At 66.3% G+C, this 14,824-nt stretch carries 12 protein-coding genes; 7 read left to right on the top strand and 5 right to left on the bottom strand.

Annotated features, from left to right (window positions below):
- Positions 1 to 55 precede the first annotated feature (55 nt).
- The gene (locus tag IFE19_RS14960) at positions 56 to 751 is read left to right on the top strand and encodes a DUF4893 domain-containing protein (RefSeq protein WP_207823639.1); all 696 of its coding nucleotides are present in this window, start codon (positions 56 to 58) and stop codon (positions 749 to 751) included.
- Here IFE19_RS14960 and IFE19_RS14955 read toward each other — a convergent pair.
- Positions 681 to 1,919 carry an ATP-binding protein gene (locus IFE19_RS14955; protein WP_207823636.1) on the bottom strand — a complete coding sequence of 413 codons (1,239 nt, stop codon included), beginning with the start codon at positions 1,917 to 1,919 and terminating at the stop codon, positions 681 to 683. The genes IFE19_RS14960 and IFE19_RS14955 overlap by 71 nt on opposite strands.
- A gap of 196 nt (positions 1,920 to 2,115) precedes the next feature.
- Between IFE19_RS14955 and IFE19_RS14950 the strand changes: the two genes are divergently transcribed.
- The gene (locus IFE19_RS14950; RefSeq protein WP_207823633.1) at positions 2,116 to 2,520 is read left to right on the top strand and encodes a hypothetical protein; all 405 of its coding nucleotides are present in this window, start codon (positions 2,116 to 2,118) and stop codon (positions 2,518 to 2,520) included.
- Positions 2,521 to 2,580: 60 nt separating this feature from the next.
- Here IFE19_RS14950 and IFE19_RS14945 read toward each other — a convergent pair whose 3' ends face one another.
- Both IFE19_RS14945 and IFE19_RS14940 read right to left on the bottom strand, forming a co-directional pair.
- On the bottom strand, positions 2,581 to 4,233 hold the full coding sequence (locus IFE19_RS14945; RefSeq protein WP_207823632.1) for a serine hydrolase: 1,653 nt from the start codon (positions 4,231 to 4,233) through the stop codon (positions 2,581 to 2,583).
- A gap of 59 nt (positions 4,234 to 4,292) precedes the next feature.
- A complete protein-coding gene (locus IFE19_RS14940; RefSeq protein WP_207823631.1) occupies positions 4,293 to 6,149 on the bottom strand; it encodes a BCCT family transporter in 1,857 nt (618 codons plus the stop codon).
- 151 nt (positions 6,150 to 6,300) lie between these two features.
- Here IFE19_RS14940 and IFE19_RS14935 point away from each other — a divergent pair, with 151 nt between their 5' ends.
- Entirely contained in the window at positions 6,301 to 8,577 is a 2,277-nt protein-coding gene (locus IFE19_RS14935) for a TonB-dependent receptor domain-containing protein (protein WP_207823629.1), read from the top strand.
- A 7-nt stretch (positions 8,578 to 8,584) separates the two neighbouring features.
- On the opposite strand, the gene IFE19_RS14930 is transcribed toward IFE19_RS14935, so the two are convergent.
- Positions 8,585 to 9,229, bottom strand: coding sequence for a LysE family translocator (locus IFE19_RS14930; protein WP_207823627.1), 645 nt, complete (start codon positions 9,227 to 9,229; stop codon positions 8,585 to 8,587).
- A 170-nt stretch (positions 9,230 to 9,399) separates the two neighbouring features.
- Between IFE19_RS14930 and clpB the strand changes: the two genes are divergently transcribed.
- On the top strand, positions 9,400 to 11,988 hold the full coding sequence (gene clpB, locus IFE19_RS14925) for an ATP-dependent chaperone ClpB (RefSeq protein WP_207823625.1): 2,589 nt from the start codon (positions 9,400 to 9,402) through the stop codon (positions 11,986 to 11,988).
- Between the two features lie 132 nt (positions 11,989 to 12,120).
- Entirely contained in the window at positions 12,121 to 13,476 is a 1,356-nt protein-coding gene (locus IFE19_RS14920) for a hypothetical protein (RefSeq protein ID WP_207823623.1), read from the top strand.
- A gap of 11 nt (positions 13,477 to 13,487) precedes the next feature.
- Here IFE19_RS14920 and IFE19_RS14915 read toward each other — a convergent pair whose 3' ends face one another.
- Positions 13,488 to 13,949 carry a hypothetical protein gene (locus tag IFE19_RS14915; protein ID WP_225910303.1) on the bottom strand — a complete coding sequence of 154 codons (462 nt, stop codon included), beginning with the start codon at positions 13,947 to 13,949 and terminating at the stop codon, positions 13,488 to 13,490.
- A 9-nt stretch (positions 13,950 to 13,958) separates the two neighbouring features.
- Here IFE19_RS14915 and IFE19_RS14910 point away from each other — a divergent pair, with 9 nt between their 5' ends.
- Together IFE19_RS14910 and arfB are read left to right on the top strand one after the other, a co-directional pair.
- Positions 13,959 to 14,417: a YaiI/YqxD family protein gene (locus IFE19_RS14910; RefSeq protein ID WP_207823620.1), complete on the top strand. Its 459-nt coding sequence runs from the start codon at positions 13,959 to 13,961 to the stop codon at positions 14,415 to 14,417.
- Positions 14,414 to 14,815: an alternative ribosome rescue aminoacyl-tRNA hydrolase ArfB gene (arfB, locus tag IFE19_RS14905; RefSeq protein WP_207823618.1), complete on the top strand. Its 402-nt coding sequence runs from the start codon at positions 14,414 to 14,416 to the stop codon at positions 14,813 to 14,815. Before IFE19_RS14910 ends, arfB begins: the two co-directional genes overlap by 4 nt.
- The last annotated feature ends 9 nt before the right edge of the window (positions 14,816 to 14,824 follow it).

Genomic DNA, 14,824 nt, shown 5'->3' with positions numbered 1-14,824 from the left:
CCGAGCGGGCTTCCTAGGAAACGGGGGCTTGTCGACCCTGAGTCAGGGAGAGCCCATGTCACGTTCGTCGGCCGTTTCGCGCATCAGGTCGGGCCTGAACTTTCTTCTGGTCCCGAGCATGGCGGCGACGCTGGCGGCGTGCGCCAGCACACCGCCGCCTCCTCCTCCGCCGGGCACCCCTGGCGCTACCGGAGGCGCGGTGCTCAGCGATTGGCGCGCCCTCGTTTCGGCCGCCGACCGTGACCGTTATCAACGTCGCGACGCCGCCTGGACCCTGGCCCTGCAACAGGCGAAGCGGCAGCCCGGGTCGGGCGACCTGACGTCCCTGGGTGAACTGATCGAGCCCGGCGCCGCGCGGCCTTCAGTCGCGCCGCCTGCCGGAAATTACCGCTGCCGTACTGTCAAGCTGGGTTCGCAAGGCGGCGAGCAGGGATTGGGCTATGTCGTCTACGGTTGGTTCGCCTGCCGCATCGAACAGACGTCCGATGGCCTGAAGTTCACCAAGTTGACCGGGTCGCAAAGGCCCGGCGGGCTGTTTTATCCCGAGAACGATCGGCAAATGGTCTTCCTCGGCTCGATGGCCCTGGCTTCCGAGCCGGTGATTCGCGCCTATGGTCAGAGGCCTGAGCGAGACATGGTTGGGGCGGTCGAGCGCATAGGCGAGCGTCGCTGGCGCCTGGTCATCCCCTGGCCGATGAATGAGTCCAATCTGGATCTGATCGAACTGGTTCCGGCGTCGGGACGCGGCTGACCGGCGTCCAGTCCGGCCGATACTCCGGGCGCCGCCGCCAGCGCTTGATCAGGATGTTGCTGTAGGCGCCCAGCGCCGGCAGAGGGTCGAGGGGATCGAAAATGGCGTGAACGCACTGGGCGGCGTCGACTCCGATCTGCGTCAGCCGCCGCAGGGCCTCGCCCGGCCTCACCTGGCCGCGCTTGACCTGCTTGCCCAGCAAAGTCAGGTCGCCCTTGGTCCAGACGTATCGCACCCCGCGTCGATAGACGGCCCAGGGATCCGCCGGCGCCGTGATCGCCTGGTTGGTCGCCAGCTTCAGTCCCCAGACGCTGTGCGGCAGGCCCGCGCATTCCGAAATCCGGCCCAGGCTGACACGCGGATTGATCTCCATGAAGGTCACCTCGCCGCTTGTCGGGCAGACGATGAACTGGGCGCAGCCGGTTGATGAATAGGCCAGGTGCGCGACCAGCTTTTCCACGCCCTCGCGCACCAGATGAGTCGGCTCCACCGTCACGCCATAGGTGGTGTAGCCGGTGCCGTCGTATTCGTGGGTGCGCGCCGCCTTGATCTCGACCGCGCCCAGCAGGCGACCCTGATCCGCACTGAAGATGACGCTGTGGCGCGGGCCGGCGACGTATTTCTGGACGATCAGCTCGGGATGGATTTCAGGCCAGCTGGGCATGGCGACGGCCAGCTGACCCGCGTCGGCGATGATCAGGGCCTTGCGCTCGAACAGTTCGGCGTCGACCACCGCCGGCTTGACGATCAAGGGGTAGCCTATGGCGGCGGCCGCGGCGTGCAGGCCTGTCATGTCCCGCACCCGCCGATGGGGCGCCAGGGCCACCCCCAGGGTTTCGCACAGCTCGAACATCCGGGTCTTGTTCATGCAGGTCTCGACCGTTTCGGCCTCGGGCATGATCAGCCGCGCCCGCGCCTCAAACGCGGCTCGATGGCGGGTGATGAAGCGCGAGCCCGCCTCGCTGACCGGCTGGATGACGTCAACGGGGGTTCGGTCCAGCCAGTCCAGAATGACCGGCAGGGCTTCGTCGGTGCCCGGCTCCAGCGGCGAATGGCGGAACGAAGCCGCCACGTGGCGCGACCATTCCAGATAGTTGCTGGACGTCGAGACGCCCGCGAAGACCCAGTGGCCCGCCTGGTTCAGCGCCTTGGCCACCGGAAAGGCCATGCGCGCGTCACCGACCAGCAGGACGCGCAGGGAAGTTGATTGAGAACAGTGTTCGTTGATCATTGCGGCTGACTAGGCCGCTCAAGCTGTGCGGTAAATCGAACAGGCCTGCGGCGCGATGTCGCTGGAGCGCGCTTGACCGCGGCCGGTTGCGGCCTCCACCCTGAGCGTCATTCAGATTTCAGGGGGGGCGCACATGCGCGGCATTGGTTTTACACTCGGTTCGGTCGTCGCCATCGGCATATTGATCGCGATCGTCCTGGTCGGCTTCCCGACCTACAACGTCTATTCCAAGCAGATGGCGGGCAAGGCGGCCTATGAAGAGGCGGTGCAGAACCGTCGTATCCGCGTGCTGGAGGCCCAGGCCGCGCTGGACTCGGCCAAGCTGACCGCCGCCGCCGAGATCGAGCGCGCCAAGGGCGCCAATGAGGCCAACCGCATCATGGCCGAGGCCCTGGGCGGCCCCGAGGCCTATCTGCGCTGGTCCTACATCAACATGCTGCAGGAAACGGCCGGCAAGGAAGGCCGCCAGACCATCTACATCCCGACCGAGGCGGGGATGCCCATCCTGGAAGCCGGTCAGCGTCCGGCGGCGCGCTAGGCCTCAAACCTGCGAAACGAAGAAGGGGCGGCCCGTCGGGACCGCCCCTTTTTGCTGGCCTCACACCCGCGTCAGCCGCAGGTCCTGATAATCGTAAGAGAAGTCGATGTCGGGCGAGACGCCCTTGACCGTCGCCGTGGCGGGCTTGGCCGTGGCGATGCTGAAGGTGATGAAGGCGTCTTCCTCGCGCTTGTCGGGGAAGCGGGTGCGGAAGGTCTCGCCCTCATAGGGCTCCAGCCAGCCCTGCAGCGCCGGGGTATGGGTGAAGCGCAGCCACAGGCCGGACTTGCGGTTGCGCCCGCGCCCCTCGGTCTTTGGCTCGATGACGATGTCGCCGTACCAGGGATCGCGCCAGGTCCCGACATAGGCGTCAAGCGGCATCGACGGCGGCGCGCCCGCCGCCTGCTTGGCGTCGATCTCGACGGCGGCTTTCAGCGACTTCTCGGTGCCTTCGGCCTCGCGCTTCCTGGAGTCGGCGATCCAGTCGACGTCGACCTTGTTCATGGCGATGTCCGACAGGCCCGAGCGCAGGGCGCGTAAGAGGAAGCTCTCCTCCGCGTTGGTGAAGACGCTGAAGCCGATCTTGCGGCCGGGGATCAGCACCGTGGCCGAGATGCCGCCGGGCGAGCCGCCGCCGTGGGTCGCCAGCCGTTCGCCGCGATAGTCCTGCACCTGCAGACCCATGGCGTAGGTCGAGGCCACGGCCCGGTTGGGAAGTTCCGCCGTCGGCCCGTTCGAGGACGAGACGATGATGTTGGGCTTGTACATCTCGCGCGCGGCGGCTTCGGAGAACAGGCGCGAACCGTCGGCCAACTGGCCGTTGTTCAGACGTACGGCGATCCATTTGGCCCAGTCGGTCGCGCTGGCGCAGATGCCGCCCGCCGCCGCCGCCGAATCCCAGTTCCAGACCTCGACGATGGACTCGGCGATCTGGGTCATCGCCCCCTGATAGCGCAGGGGCGGGCCGACGCGGCCGTGGGGCAGGGCGCTCTTCTTCGGATCGGCCAGACGCGCCAGCGGCACGCTCTCGCTCATGCCCACGCGGTCGAAGATGCGGGTCTGGACGAAGTCCTCCCACGACAGGCCGGACACCTTCTCGATCACCGCGCCCGCCACCACGAACATCAGGTTGCAGTAGTGGTAGTCCTCGCGGAAGCCGTCTTCGATCGGCACGAAGGCGGCCTGGGCCAGGACCTCGGCGCGCGTCCGGTCGCTGTTGGGCCAGAACAGCAGGTCGCCGGCGCCCAGACCGAAACCGGCGCGGTGGCTCAGGGTGTCTCGCACGGTGATGCGCTCGCCCACCATCGGGTCCGACAGGGTGAAGTCGGGCAGATAGGTGCGGACCGGCTCGTCCCACTTCACCTTGCCCTCGTCGACCAGAATGGCCAGGCAGGCGGCGGTGACGTTCTTGGAATTCGACGCGATGGCGAACAGGGTGTGCTCGTCGGCCGGTTCATTCTTGCCCTGACGGCGCACGCCATAGCCCTTGGCCAGCACCGTCTTGCCGTCGCGCACCAGAGCCAGGGAGACGGCGGGCTGTTCCGGCCAGGCGGCCATGCAGCGCTGCACCCAGGCGTCGGCGGCGGCGGCGATCTCTTCATCTGAACGCGTGTCGGCGCTGGTCTGGGTCCAGCCCGTCGCGGGCAGGGCCGCGCCGCCAGCGGCGACGGCGGAGGAGATCAGCGCGGCGCGGCGCGACAGGCGGATGGACATAAGCGAAGCTCCCGACATGAGCGGCGACGCTAACGCCGCTGATCGCCGAGGCCAAGCCGTCAGGCCGCCAGCCGCCACCTTTGCAGATGCTCCAGCACGTCAGCGACGATCTGCGCTCGCGTAAAGCCGGTCACGTCGCGGGGCCGCGTGCCGTCGCCGGTCTGGGCCGTCATCCGCCATTCCAGGGCGCGGCGGCCCTCGGGCGCCTCCAGTGCGGTCAGGGCCGGCAGGGGGCGCGAGCGCGCGCCGATGCGATAGAGGAAGTCGCGGCCGTTGGCGTGCTCGACCACCAGCCAGACCCCGTTCTCGTCCGCCTCGACGCGGCTGTGGTCCACGCCTTCGTTGGACAGGGCGTCGCGAACCTCGACCAGGGCGGGGGCGGCCTGCCGCTCGATCTGCCGCGCGATGTCCTTGCGACTGGCGGGCGAGAAGATGCGCTTCAGCCGTTCCCCGATCGGCGGGGCCTCGGTCTCGACCGCTTCGCCCCTGAGGTCGGCGTTCATCTGCCGCGCCAGACCGAAACAGGCCAGGATCATGATGACAGCGAAGGGAAGCGCCGCCACCAGGGTCGCCGCCTGCAGCGCCCCCAGGCCGCCCGCGAGCAGCAGCAGGGCCGCCGCCAGACCTTGCAGGACGCACCAGTAGATTCTCTGCCAGCGTGGCGTCTCCTCGGCCCCGCCCGAGGCCAGGGTGTCGATGACCAGTGACCCGGAATCCGCAGAGGTGACGAAGAAGACCGCCACCAGGGCGATGGCCAAGGTCGAGGTGATCGCCGTGCCCGGCAGGTATTCGAAGAAGCGGAACAGGGCCGTCGACAGGTCGGTCTGCACCGCCTCTGAAATGGCGCCCGCCGCCACGCCGAGGTCCAGGCTCATGGCCGAATTGCCGAAGACCGTCATCCACAGGAAGGTGAAGGCTGAGGGGACCAGCAGCACGCCGATCAGAAATTCCCGCACCGTCCGCCCGCGCGAGATGCGGGCGATGAACATCCCCACGAACGGCGACCAGGCGATCCACCAGGCCCAGTAGAACAGGGTCCAGTCCGCCATCCAGGCGCGCGGTTCATAGGCGTAGAGGGTGAAGGTGCGGACCAGGGTCGGCCCCGCGATCAGGACGAAGAGCATCAGACAGACGGCGATGACGAGGTTCAGCTCGGACAGTCGCCGCACCCCCTTGTCCACGCCCGTCAGGACCGAGATCGTCGCGGCCCCCATGACCACGGCGATCAGGCCGACCTGCATGATGACGCTGCTCGGCAGGCCGAAGACATAGTGCAGGCCCGAGTTCATCTGGGCCACGCCCAGCCCCAGGGATGTGGCGATGCCGAACAGGGTGCCGCAGATGGCGAAGATGTCGACCGCATCGCCCAGCCATCCGTTCACCCGCTTGCCCAGCAGGGGGTAGAGGCTGGAACGCATGGTCAGGGGCAGGCCCTTGCGGTGCGCGAAATAGGCCAGGCTCAGCCCCACCACGGCGTAGATGGCCCAGGCGTGCACGCCCCAGTGGGTGTAGGTGATGACCATGGCCTCGCGCGCGGCCGTCAGGGCGCCGGGCTCGGCCTCGGGTGGGGCGATGTAGTGCTGCACCGGCTCGGCGACGGCGAAATACATCAGGCCGATGCCCATGCCCGCCGCGAACAGCATCGCCAGCCACGAGACATAGGGGAAGTCCGGCTCGGCGTCGTCCGGCCCCAGCTTCAGCCGTCCGGTCGGCCCGACCGCCAGTACGGTCACGAACAGCAGGAAGCCCGCCACCGAGGCCACGTAGAACCAGCCGAAGGTGTCGATCACCCAGGCCTGGGCGGCGCCGAATATCAGGCCGGAGGTGGAGGGCGCGATCAGGGCGAGAAGCAGCAGGGCGCCCGCAATGGCGCTGGCCCCCCAGAAGACGCGGGGGTTCATCTTGGTCGTCAGCATGGGTCCCTAGCGCACGGCGACGCTTGAGGTTCCCGATCATGGTCACAGACCCGCCGTCGGGATGAAAAAGATGTAACTGTGGTTGGCGACGGCCAACTGATAGTCGCCGCTCCTGAGGGGACGTCGAGGGGGCGTCCGCAGGGACGCGACCATGTCGAAACTCAAATTTGCGCCGTTGCTCGGCGTGGTTCTGGCCCTGCCCGCCGGCGCTGTTCTGGCCCAGACGCCGCCACCGGCGACCGGAACCCAGACTCAAGCGCCTGCGACCACGCCGGCCTCGCAGGACGCCAGGGACAAGGACGAGCCCGCGACCGTGGGCGATGTCGTCGTCACCGCCCGCGCCAACGACGTGCGGACCTCGATCGATTCCATCAGCTATAGCCTGGCCGACGATCTGCAGGCCGCGACCGGTTCTCTGGCCGAGGCTCTGCGCAACGTGCCTTCGGTGGATGTCGATCCCCAGGGCAATGTCTCCCTGCGTGGCGACGGCAATGTCACCATCCTGGTCGATGGTCGCCCTTCAGCCATCCTGTCGGGCCCCAATCGCGCCGACGCAGTTCTGCAGCTGCCGGCCGATCGCTACGCCCGTATCGAAGTCATGACCAATCCCTCCGCCGCCTACAGCCCCGAGGGTTCGGGCGGGGTCATCAACCTGATCACCAAGCCGATCCCCGCCGCCGCCAGGGGCGCGGCCGCCTCTGCTCCGGATGCGACGGTCACGACCGGTTCGGTAAGGATCAATATCGGTGACAATGGCCGCTGGAATGCGGGCGCCAGCGGATCGCGCCAGCGTGGCAAGCTGACGCTGACCGGTGATGTCAGCTATCGCTATGACGATCAGAACTTCACCTTTGACCGGCTGCGTGAACAGCTGGACCCGACAAGCGGCGCCGTGACATCCACGACCACGACGGTCCAGCAGAACGACATGGTCCAGAAGGGCGCGTTTGGTCGGGTCTCGGCCGAGTACCGCCTGACCGACAAGACGCTGTTGACGGGCGAATTGCGCGCCAATCGTTTTGAGGCCGACGCCGAGGCCGGCAGCGTATTTGAAACCCGCAACGCTTCCGGCGCCTTGACCAGCGCCTATACCCGCGACGGCGTCGGGGGCTTCAGCATGGACGGCTGGGGCGCCACCGCCCGCGTGCTGCACCAGTTCGACACCTCGGGACATGAATGGTCGAACGAGCTGCGATATGATCGCAACGAGCACGAGAACACCTCGCTGAACGCCAATGTCTTCCAGACGCCGGTCGCGCCTACGCTTTATGAAGGCGCGCGCTGGCTGAACGAGCAGGAGATGATCGGGTTCACCAGCGCCTACACCCGTCCGACCAGCGACGGCGCCAAGTTGCGTGCGGGCTATGAGCTGAATCTGACCCGGCCGGATCAGGACAATGTGCTGCGACGGGGGCCGTCGGAGGCCACCCTGACGCCTGTGCCGGGCCAGAGCAACCGTTTTACCGCCGAGCAGACGGTCCACGCCCTCTACGCCACCTATGAACGCCCCTTCGGCGAAAAGCTGTCGGCCCAGTTCGGCCTGCGCCTGGAACAGGCCGACATCGAGGTCGAAGACGTCACCAACGGTGTGCGCGCTTCCCAGGACTATTTCCGCGCCTATCCAACGGGCCACCTGCAATATCAGCTGACCGAAACCCAGACGCTGCGGGCCAGCTATTCGCGGCGTATCCAGCGGCCGCAGCCGGCGCAGCTCAATCCCTTCATCACCTACGGCGATCCGCTGAACCTGCGCTCGGGCAACCCTGACCTGGAGCCCCAGGAGACGGACAGCTTCGAAGCCATGTGGCAGATGCGCCAGGGACAGAGCTTCTATCAGGCCACGGCCTATTACCGCGATACGACCAAGGCGTTCACCGAGGTAGCGACCGATGTCGGCGGCGGGGTCCTGCTGACCCGCCCCGAGAATCTCGGCGCCCGTCGTGACCTCGGCGTCGAACTGACCGCCAGTGGTCGCCTGCACCCCACCTTGCGCTACAACGCCAGCGTCAACGCCTTCCGTCAGGAGATCGATGCGTCCGGCATCCCCGGCGCCCGCGACCGCGAGGGCGAGATGCTGACGGGCCGTCTCAGCCTGAACTGGCAGGCCACGCCCAAGGACTTCGTTCAGATCATGGGCTTCTGGCAGGGTGACCAACTGTTGGCCCAGGGCGAGCGCGAGAGCGGCGGGATGGTCAATCTGGGCTATCGCCGCAAGCTGAACGACAGCCTGTCGTTGCAGTTCACGGCCCGCGACATCCTCAACTCCTTCGGCGGGGCCACCACCTATGACACGCCCCTGTTCCGTGACCGAAGCGATCAGGACATCAATCTGCGCGCCTTCTATCTGGGTCTGACCTGGTCCTTCGGCGGCGGCCCGCGTCGCCAGCCCGAACAGTTCGACTTCTCGACCGCCCCGACCGGCGGCTGACGAAGGCTCAGGTTCGCGTCTCCCAGGCGGTCCAGACGGCGATGGCGACCAGGCCCAGGGCCATGGCGGCGCGCATCGCCGGCCCCTGGGCGCGGGTCAGCAGGGCGCCGCCCGCCCGCGCCGCGGTCAGCACGATCACCGAGTGCACGATCACGCTGACGACGACGTGCAGGCTTCCCAGCGTCAGGGCCTGCGTCAGCGTCGAGCCGTGGGCCGGGCGGATGAAGCCGGGCAGCAGGACCACATAGAGCAGGGCCGCCTTGGGGTTCAGCAGGTTGCCGATCAGGCCGCGCCGGAACAGGGCGCGCCGCCGCATCTCGACCGGCGCCGCGGTCGCCCCGTCGCCAGTGCTGCGCCAGGCGTCCCAGGCCAGCCACAGCAGGAAGCCCACCCCGGCCCAGCGGATGGTCTGGTAGAGGGCGGGCCATAGCAGCACCACCTCGGTCAGGCCGAAGGCGGCGGCGACCATCCACAGCGTCAGGCCCAGGGTGATCCCGGCCACCGCGGCCAGCCCCGCCGTCCGTCCCTGCGACAGCGAGACGATCGCCAGCCAGCCCATGTTCGGCCCCGGCGTCAGCTCCATCAGCGCCACCGCCGCCAGAAACGGCAGGACGACCGTCGGATCGACCGGGCCGTACGTCAGAAAATCCATAGGGGCCTCCTGCGGCCACGCTAGGCCGGGACGCCGGCCCGCATCAATCGCAGGGAGCGGGTCTTGCGTGTCCGATAGGTCACACCCACCTCGGTTTGACACAACTCAAGGCGTCGCTTCATCGAAGGGCGCGTTGTTGGTTTTCCGCCTTCCGAGGGGACTGCACCGAAATGAATCTCGACCTCTATTCCGACCGCGCCAAACAGGCTGTCCAATCCGCCCAGTCGCTGGCGCTCGCCCGGCGTCACCAGCAGTTCGCGCCCGAGCACCTGCTGAAGGTGCTGTTGGAGGAACGCGACGGCCTCGCGCGCAAGCTGATCGATCAGGCCGGCGGCGATCCCTCCGCCGTCGAACTGGTGACCGAAGGTCTGCTGAAGAAGCGGCCTCAGGTCGAGGGCGGCTCGGGCCAGCTCTATCTGGACGGCGACACCGCCCGCGTCTTCAACGCCGCCGAGGAAGCCTCCAAGAAGGCCGGCGACGCCTTCGTCACGACCGAACGCCTGCTGGCCGCCATCGCCAAGGAGGGCGGCGCCGCCGCCGAGGCGCTGAAATCCGCCGGCGTCACGCCCAAGAAACTCGATGAAGCCGTGACTGAGATGCGCAAGGGCAAGACCGCCGACAACGCCGGCGCCGAGGACTCTTACGACGCCCTGAAACGCTACGCCCGCGACCTGACCGAGGCCGCGCGCGACGGCAAGGTCGACCCGGTCATCGGCCGCGACGAGGAGATCCGCCGCACCATTCAGGTCCTGGCCCGTCGCACCAAGAACAACCCCGTCCTGATCGGCGAACCCGGCGTCGGCAAGACCGCCATCGTCGAGGGCCTCGCCCTGCGCATCGTCAACGGCGACGTGCCGGAAAGCCTGAAGGACAAGAAGGTCCTGTCGCTGGACATGGGCGCGCTGATCGCCGGGGCGAAATACCGCGGCGAGTTCGAGGAGCGGCTGAAGGCCGTGCTCAACGAGGTGGCCCAGGCCGAGGGCGGCATCGTCCTCTTCATCGACGAAATGCACACCCTGGTCGGCGCCGGCAAGGGCGACGGGGCCATGGACGCCTCCAACCTGCTGAAGCCGGCGCTGGCGCGCGGCGAGCTGCACTGCGTCGGCGCCACCACGCTGGACGAGTACCGCAAGCACGTCGAGAAGGACGCGGCCCTGGCCCGTCGTTTCCAGCCGGTCTTTGTTGCCGAGCCCACCGTCGAGGACACGGTCTCGATCCTGCGCGGCCTCAAGGAGAAGTACGAGGTCCACCACGGGGTCCGCATCAGCGACAGCGCCATCGTCGCCGCCGCCACCTTGTCGAACCGCTACATCACCGACCGCTTCCTGCCCGACAAGGCCATCGACCTGATCGACGAGGCCGCCAGTCGCGTGCGCATGGCCGTCGATTCCAAGCCCGAGGCCCTGGATGAAATCGACCGCCGTCTGGTCCAGCTCAAGATCGAGCGCGAGGCCCTGAAGAAGGAGAGCGACAGCGCCTCGCAGCAGCGTCTGGAGAAGCTGGAGGACGAGATCGCCGATCTGGAAGGCCAGTCGGACGACATGACCGCCCGCTGGAAATCCGAGAAGGACAAGGTGGGGCAGGGGGCGCAACTGCGCGAGACCCTGGACCGTTTGCGCGCCGAACTGGCCGCCGCCCAGCGCGCCGGGGACCTCGGTCGCGCGTCCGAGATCGCCTACGGCCAGATCCCGCAACTGGAACGTCAGCTGGCCGAGGCCGAAGCCGCCGAGCAACCGGCGGAAGGCCCCCTGACGCCCGAGGTCGTCGACGCCGAGCAGATTGCCGCCGTCGTCAGCCGCTGGACCGGCGTGCCCGTCGACAAGATGCTGGAGGGCGAGCGCGAGAAGCTGCTCAAGATGGAGGAAGAGCTGGGCCGCCGCGTGGTGGGCCAGAACGAGGCGCTGGAAGCCGTGTCCGACGCCGTCCGCCGCGCCCGCGCCGGTCTGAACGACCCCAACAAGCCGCTGGGCAGCTTCCTCTTCCTCGGCCCGACGGGCGTGGGCAAGACCGAGCTGACCAAGGCCCTGGCCGGCTATCTGTTCGACGACGACAACGCCATCACCCGCATCGACATGTCCGAATATATGGAGAAGCACTCGGTCAGCCGCCTGATCGGCGCCCCTCCGGGCTATGTCGGCTATGATGAGGGCGGCGCCCTGACCGAGGCCGTGCGTCGTCGCCCCTATCAGGTCATCCTGTTCGACGAGGTCGAGAAGGCCCACCCCGACGTCTTCAACGTCCTGTTGCAGGTGCTGGACGACGGTCGCCTGACCGACGGTCAGGGCCGCACCATCGACTTCAAGAACACCCTGATCATCATGACCTCCAACCTGGGCAGCCAGTATCTGGCCGACCAGCCCGAGGGCGAGGATGTCGAGGCCGTCCGCCCCCTGGTCATGGAACAGGTCCGCGCCCACTTCCGGCCCGAGTTCCTGAACCGTATCGACGAGATCATCCTGTTCCACCGCCTCGGCCGCGAACAGATGGGCGGCATCGTCCGCATCCAGTTGGCGCGTCTGGAGAAGCTGATGGCCGACCGCCGCCTGACCCTGGCCCTCGACGACAGCGCCCTGACCTGGCTCGCCGACAAGGGCTACGACCCTGTCTACGGCGCCCGCCCCCTGAAACGCGTCATCCAGAAGGAACTGGTCGATCCCATGGCCAAGAAGCTCCTCGCCGGCGAAATCGAGGACGGCAGCGTGGTGGCCGTGTCAGCCGGCGCGGACGGGCTGGAGATCGGGAAGGCGCGGGTGCACTGAGACACTAAAAAGAACTGTGTTATTCTTGAGTCGGTAGATCGATTCTTGGGGCTACAAGTGGCTACAGTTCAGAACCCGACACTTTTCTCGCGTCACTTCGCCGTGCCTGCGAGTGCCCTAGACGCTGCCGGCTTGATCGATCCCTTTATCGACGTCGATACTCCGCTGTTTATAGATCCGGTGCTTCTGGCGACCTCATCTCGCCAGGAGATATCGGAGGTAGCCTATGGAGCTTTTCGCACCCATTTCAGCAACTTCATAAGACTTCTGACGATCTCTCAGGCGGAAGGGGATGCGCCTTGGCGAGCCGCACGTCAGTTGTTGGATTTGCGAGAGCCTGCAGAAAATGGCTTGGGCTATGGCGGAAGCGGCAGGTCTGGCAGTTCGCGGCCCGACGAAGTGCGCGAGGCCATCATGCGAACTTCGAAAGAGGTGATTACCCTCGGGGCGAATGACCCAGAAATGATTTCGCTAATGGGCTTCTTCGAGGAAAACGTCGGCCCGGATACAATCAGCGATTTTACGACACGAGTGATTATCGACCAATTGGCCGAGATAACTGCCCAGTTTTGCGAGCAATATGGCGTCCCATTAGACGAGGTCGAGCATCTTCCCGGCCGGAGACTCCCAACCTTCACGCAATCGGGCGTGACTAAAGCGATTGTGCTCGTGCCTAAGGATATCGTGCGTGATCTGCCTATTGCGAACGATTGGGGGGAAATTTCCGCTGCGATTGAGCAAAGCGACAGGGTCCGTCGTGGGGTAAACGCGCTGCTCGGGGGGATAGCCAAGCCAACTGTTGCGGATCGAAAAGAGGCAATGAGGGCGTTTGCCCTCCAATCTCCGGCCACGTTTGCGGAGTTTCTAGCCGCAGTAAAGGAGCACGTTCGGCTCTACGATCCCAATCTAGACACTCTCTCCTACTTCAAAATGAAGTCGATTTTTGCGGACGGGTTTGGTGATTTGAAGCATCCCAATCCGTACGACGTGAGTAAGGGGCCGGAAGAAATTCGTAGGGCGGTTTTCGATAGCCTCGAACTGTTCAAGCACCACGTGGAGAGAGGGAATCTCTGGGAAGAATTGTGGTCTAAAGATCGACCTAAGAAGGAGCGGGCATCTCAGTTGATATATTTCGCAATTGCAGATGCTTACTGCAAAGCAAATAGCATCGACATTTCGCCAGAAGCGAACATGGGAGGGGGGCCTGTCGATTTCAAATTTTCGGTCGGCTACAACGCCCGGGTGCTTGTCGAGATGAAAAGGTCGAGCGGGACTGTCCGCCACGGCTACGAGAAGCAGCTTGAGTTTTATCGCGAGGCGGCAAACTCAGAGTATGCGATCTATGTGGTTATGGATTTCGGGGATTTGGGCGACAAGCTCGATCAGATCACTCAGATCCAAGCTCAACGTCGAGCCGCTGGTCTTCGAGCCTCCGACATCATCGTCATTGATGCTACGAAGAAGGCATCGGCCAGCAAACGCCACTGAGGCAGGCCACCTCACCCCAGCACCGGCATCACCTCCACCCCGTCGCAGACGAAGATGCTCATGTGCGGGTGGTTCACGAACAGGCGGACCGCCGCCTCATGGCTGTCGGCGCGCACGACCATGAAGACGGTCAGAAGGTTGACCATGTCCGTCACGGCGCCGTCGTCGCCGATGCGTTTGGTCGGGCCCAGCGGGCCGCCCTGATAGACGATGGAGTCGCGGTGCGCCGCCTCCCAGTCGGCGACGGCGGCCACGCCGAGGCGGGCGGTCTCGGCCTGATCGGCCTCGCTCATGGCGCGCCAGGCCCGCCACTTGGGGCCGGTCTTGTCGCTGGTGAAGACGGCCAGGTAATGGGTCTCGGCGCTCATCGGGGCCTCCTGTTTCGCCGAAGCCTCGGTCTTTCGAGCGTGCCGGGCAAGCGGGGCAGGGGAGGCGACGCCGCCCTTCTTCTCCTTGGCGACCGGAACGGCCATAAGACGCCCATGCCTACGGTTCTCTACATTGACGCTGACGCCTGTCCCGTGAAGGAGGAGGTCTATCGCGTGGCCCGCCGCTACGGGCTCAAGGTCTTCGTGGTGTCGAACGCCTGGATCAATGTCCCGCGCGAGGCCTTGATCGAGCAGGTGGTGGTCGATGCTGGGCCCGACGTGGCCGACGACTGGATCGCCGAGCGCGCCGTTTCGGGCGATATCGTCATCACCGCCGATATTCCTCTGGCCGACCGCTGCCTGAAATCCGGCGCCCAGGCGCTGAAGTCGAACGGGCAACCGTTTACGCCCGACTCCATCGGTTCAGCCCTGGCCGGGCGCATGGTGGGCGAGCATTTGCGCTCCATCGGCGTGGCCACCAGCGGCCCGCCGCCCTTCTCGAACGCTGACCGCTCACGCTTCCTGCAGGCGCTGGATACGGCGGTCGTCCGTGCACGGAAGATGACGCCGTGAGCCGCATTCCCGAGGACGAGCTGGAGTTCCGCTTCTTCCGCGCCGGCGGGCCGGGGGGGCAGAACGTCAACAAGGTCTCGACCGCCGTCCAGATGCGGTTCGACGTGAAGAATTCGCCCAGCCTGACCGAGCCGGTCAAGGCGCGGCTGATGAAGCTGGCGGGCAGCCGACTGACGCTGGACGGGGTTATCCTGATCACCGCCGTTCGCTTTCGCACGCAGGAGCGCAACAAGGCGGACGCCATCGCGCGGCTGGATGAGATGGTGGCCGAAGCCTCGATCAGGCCGGTCTATCGCGTGCCGACCCGACCGACGCGAGCGTCGAAGGAGCGACGGCTGAAGACCAAGTCGACCCGCTCGACCATCAAGAGCGGACGCGGCAAGCCCTCGCTGGATTGACCGTAAGCC

The organism is Brevundimonas pondensis (genome assembly GCF_017487345.1).
Taxonomy (GTDB): domain Bacteria; phylum Pseudomonadota; class Alphaproteobacteria; order Caulobacterales; family Caulobacteraceae; genus Brevundimonas; species Brevundimonas pondensis.
The sequence above is the reverse complement of the archived record's forward strand: the minus strand, read 5'-3'. Positions and strand labels throughout refer to the sequence as shown.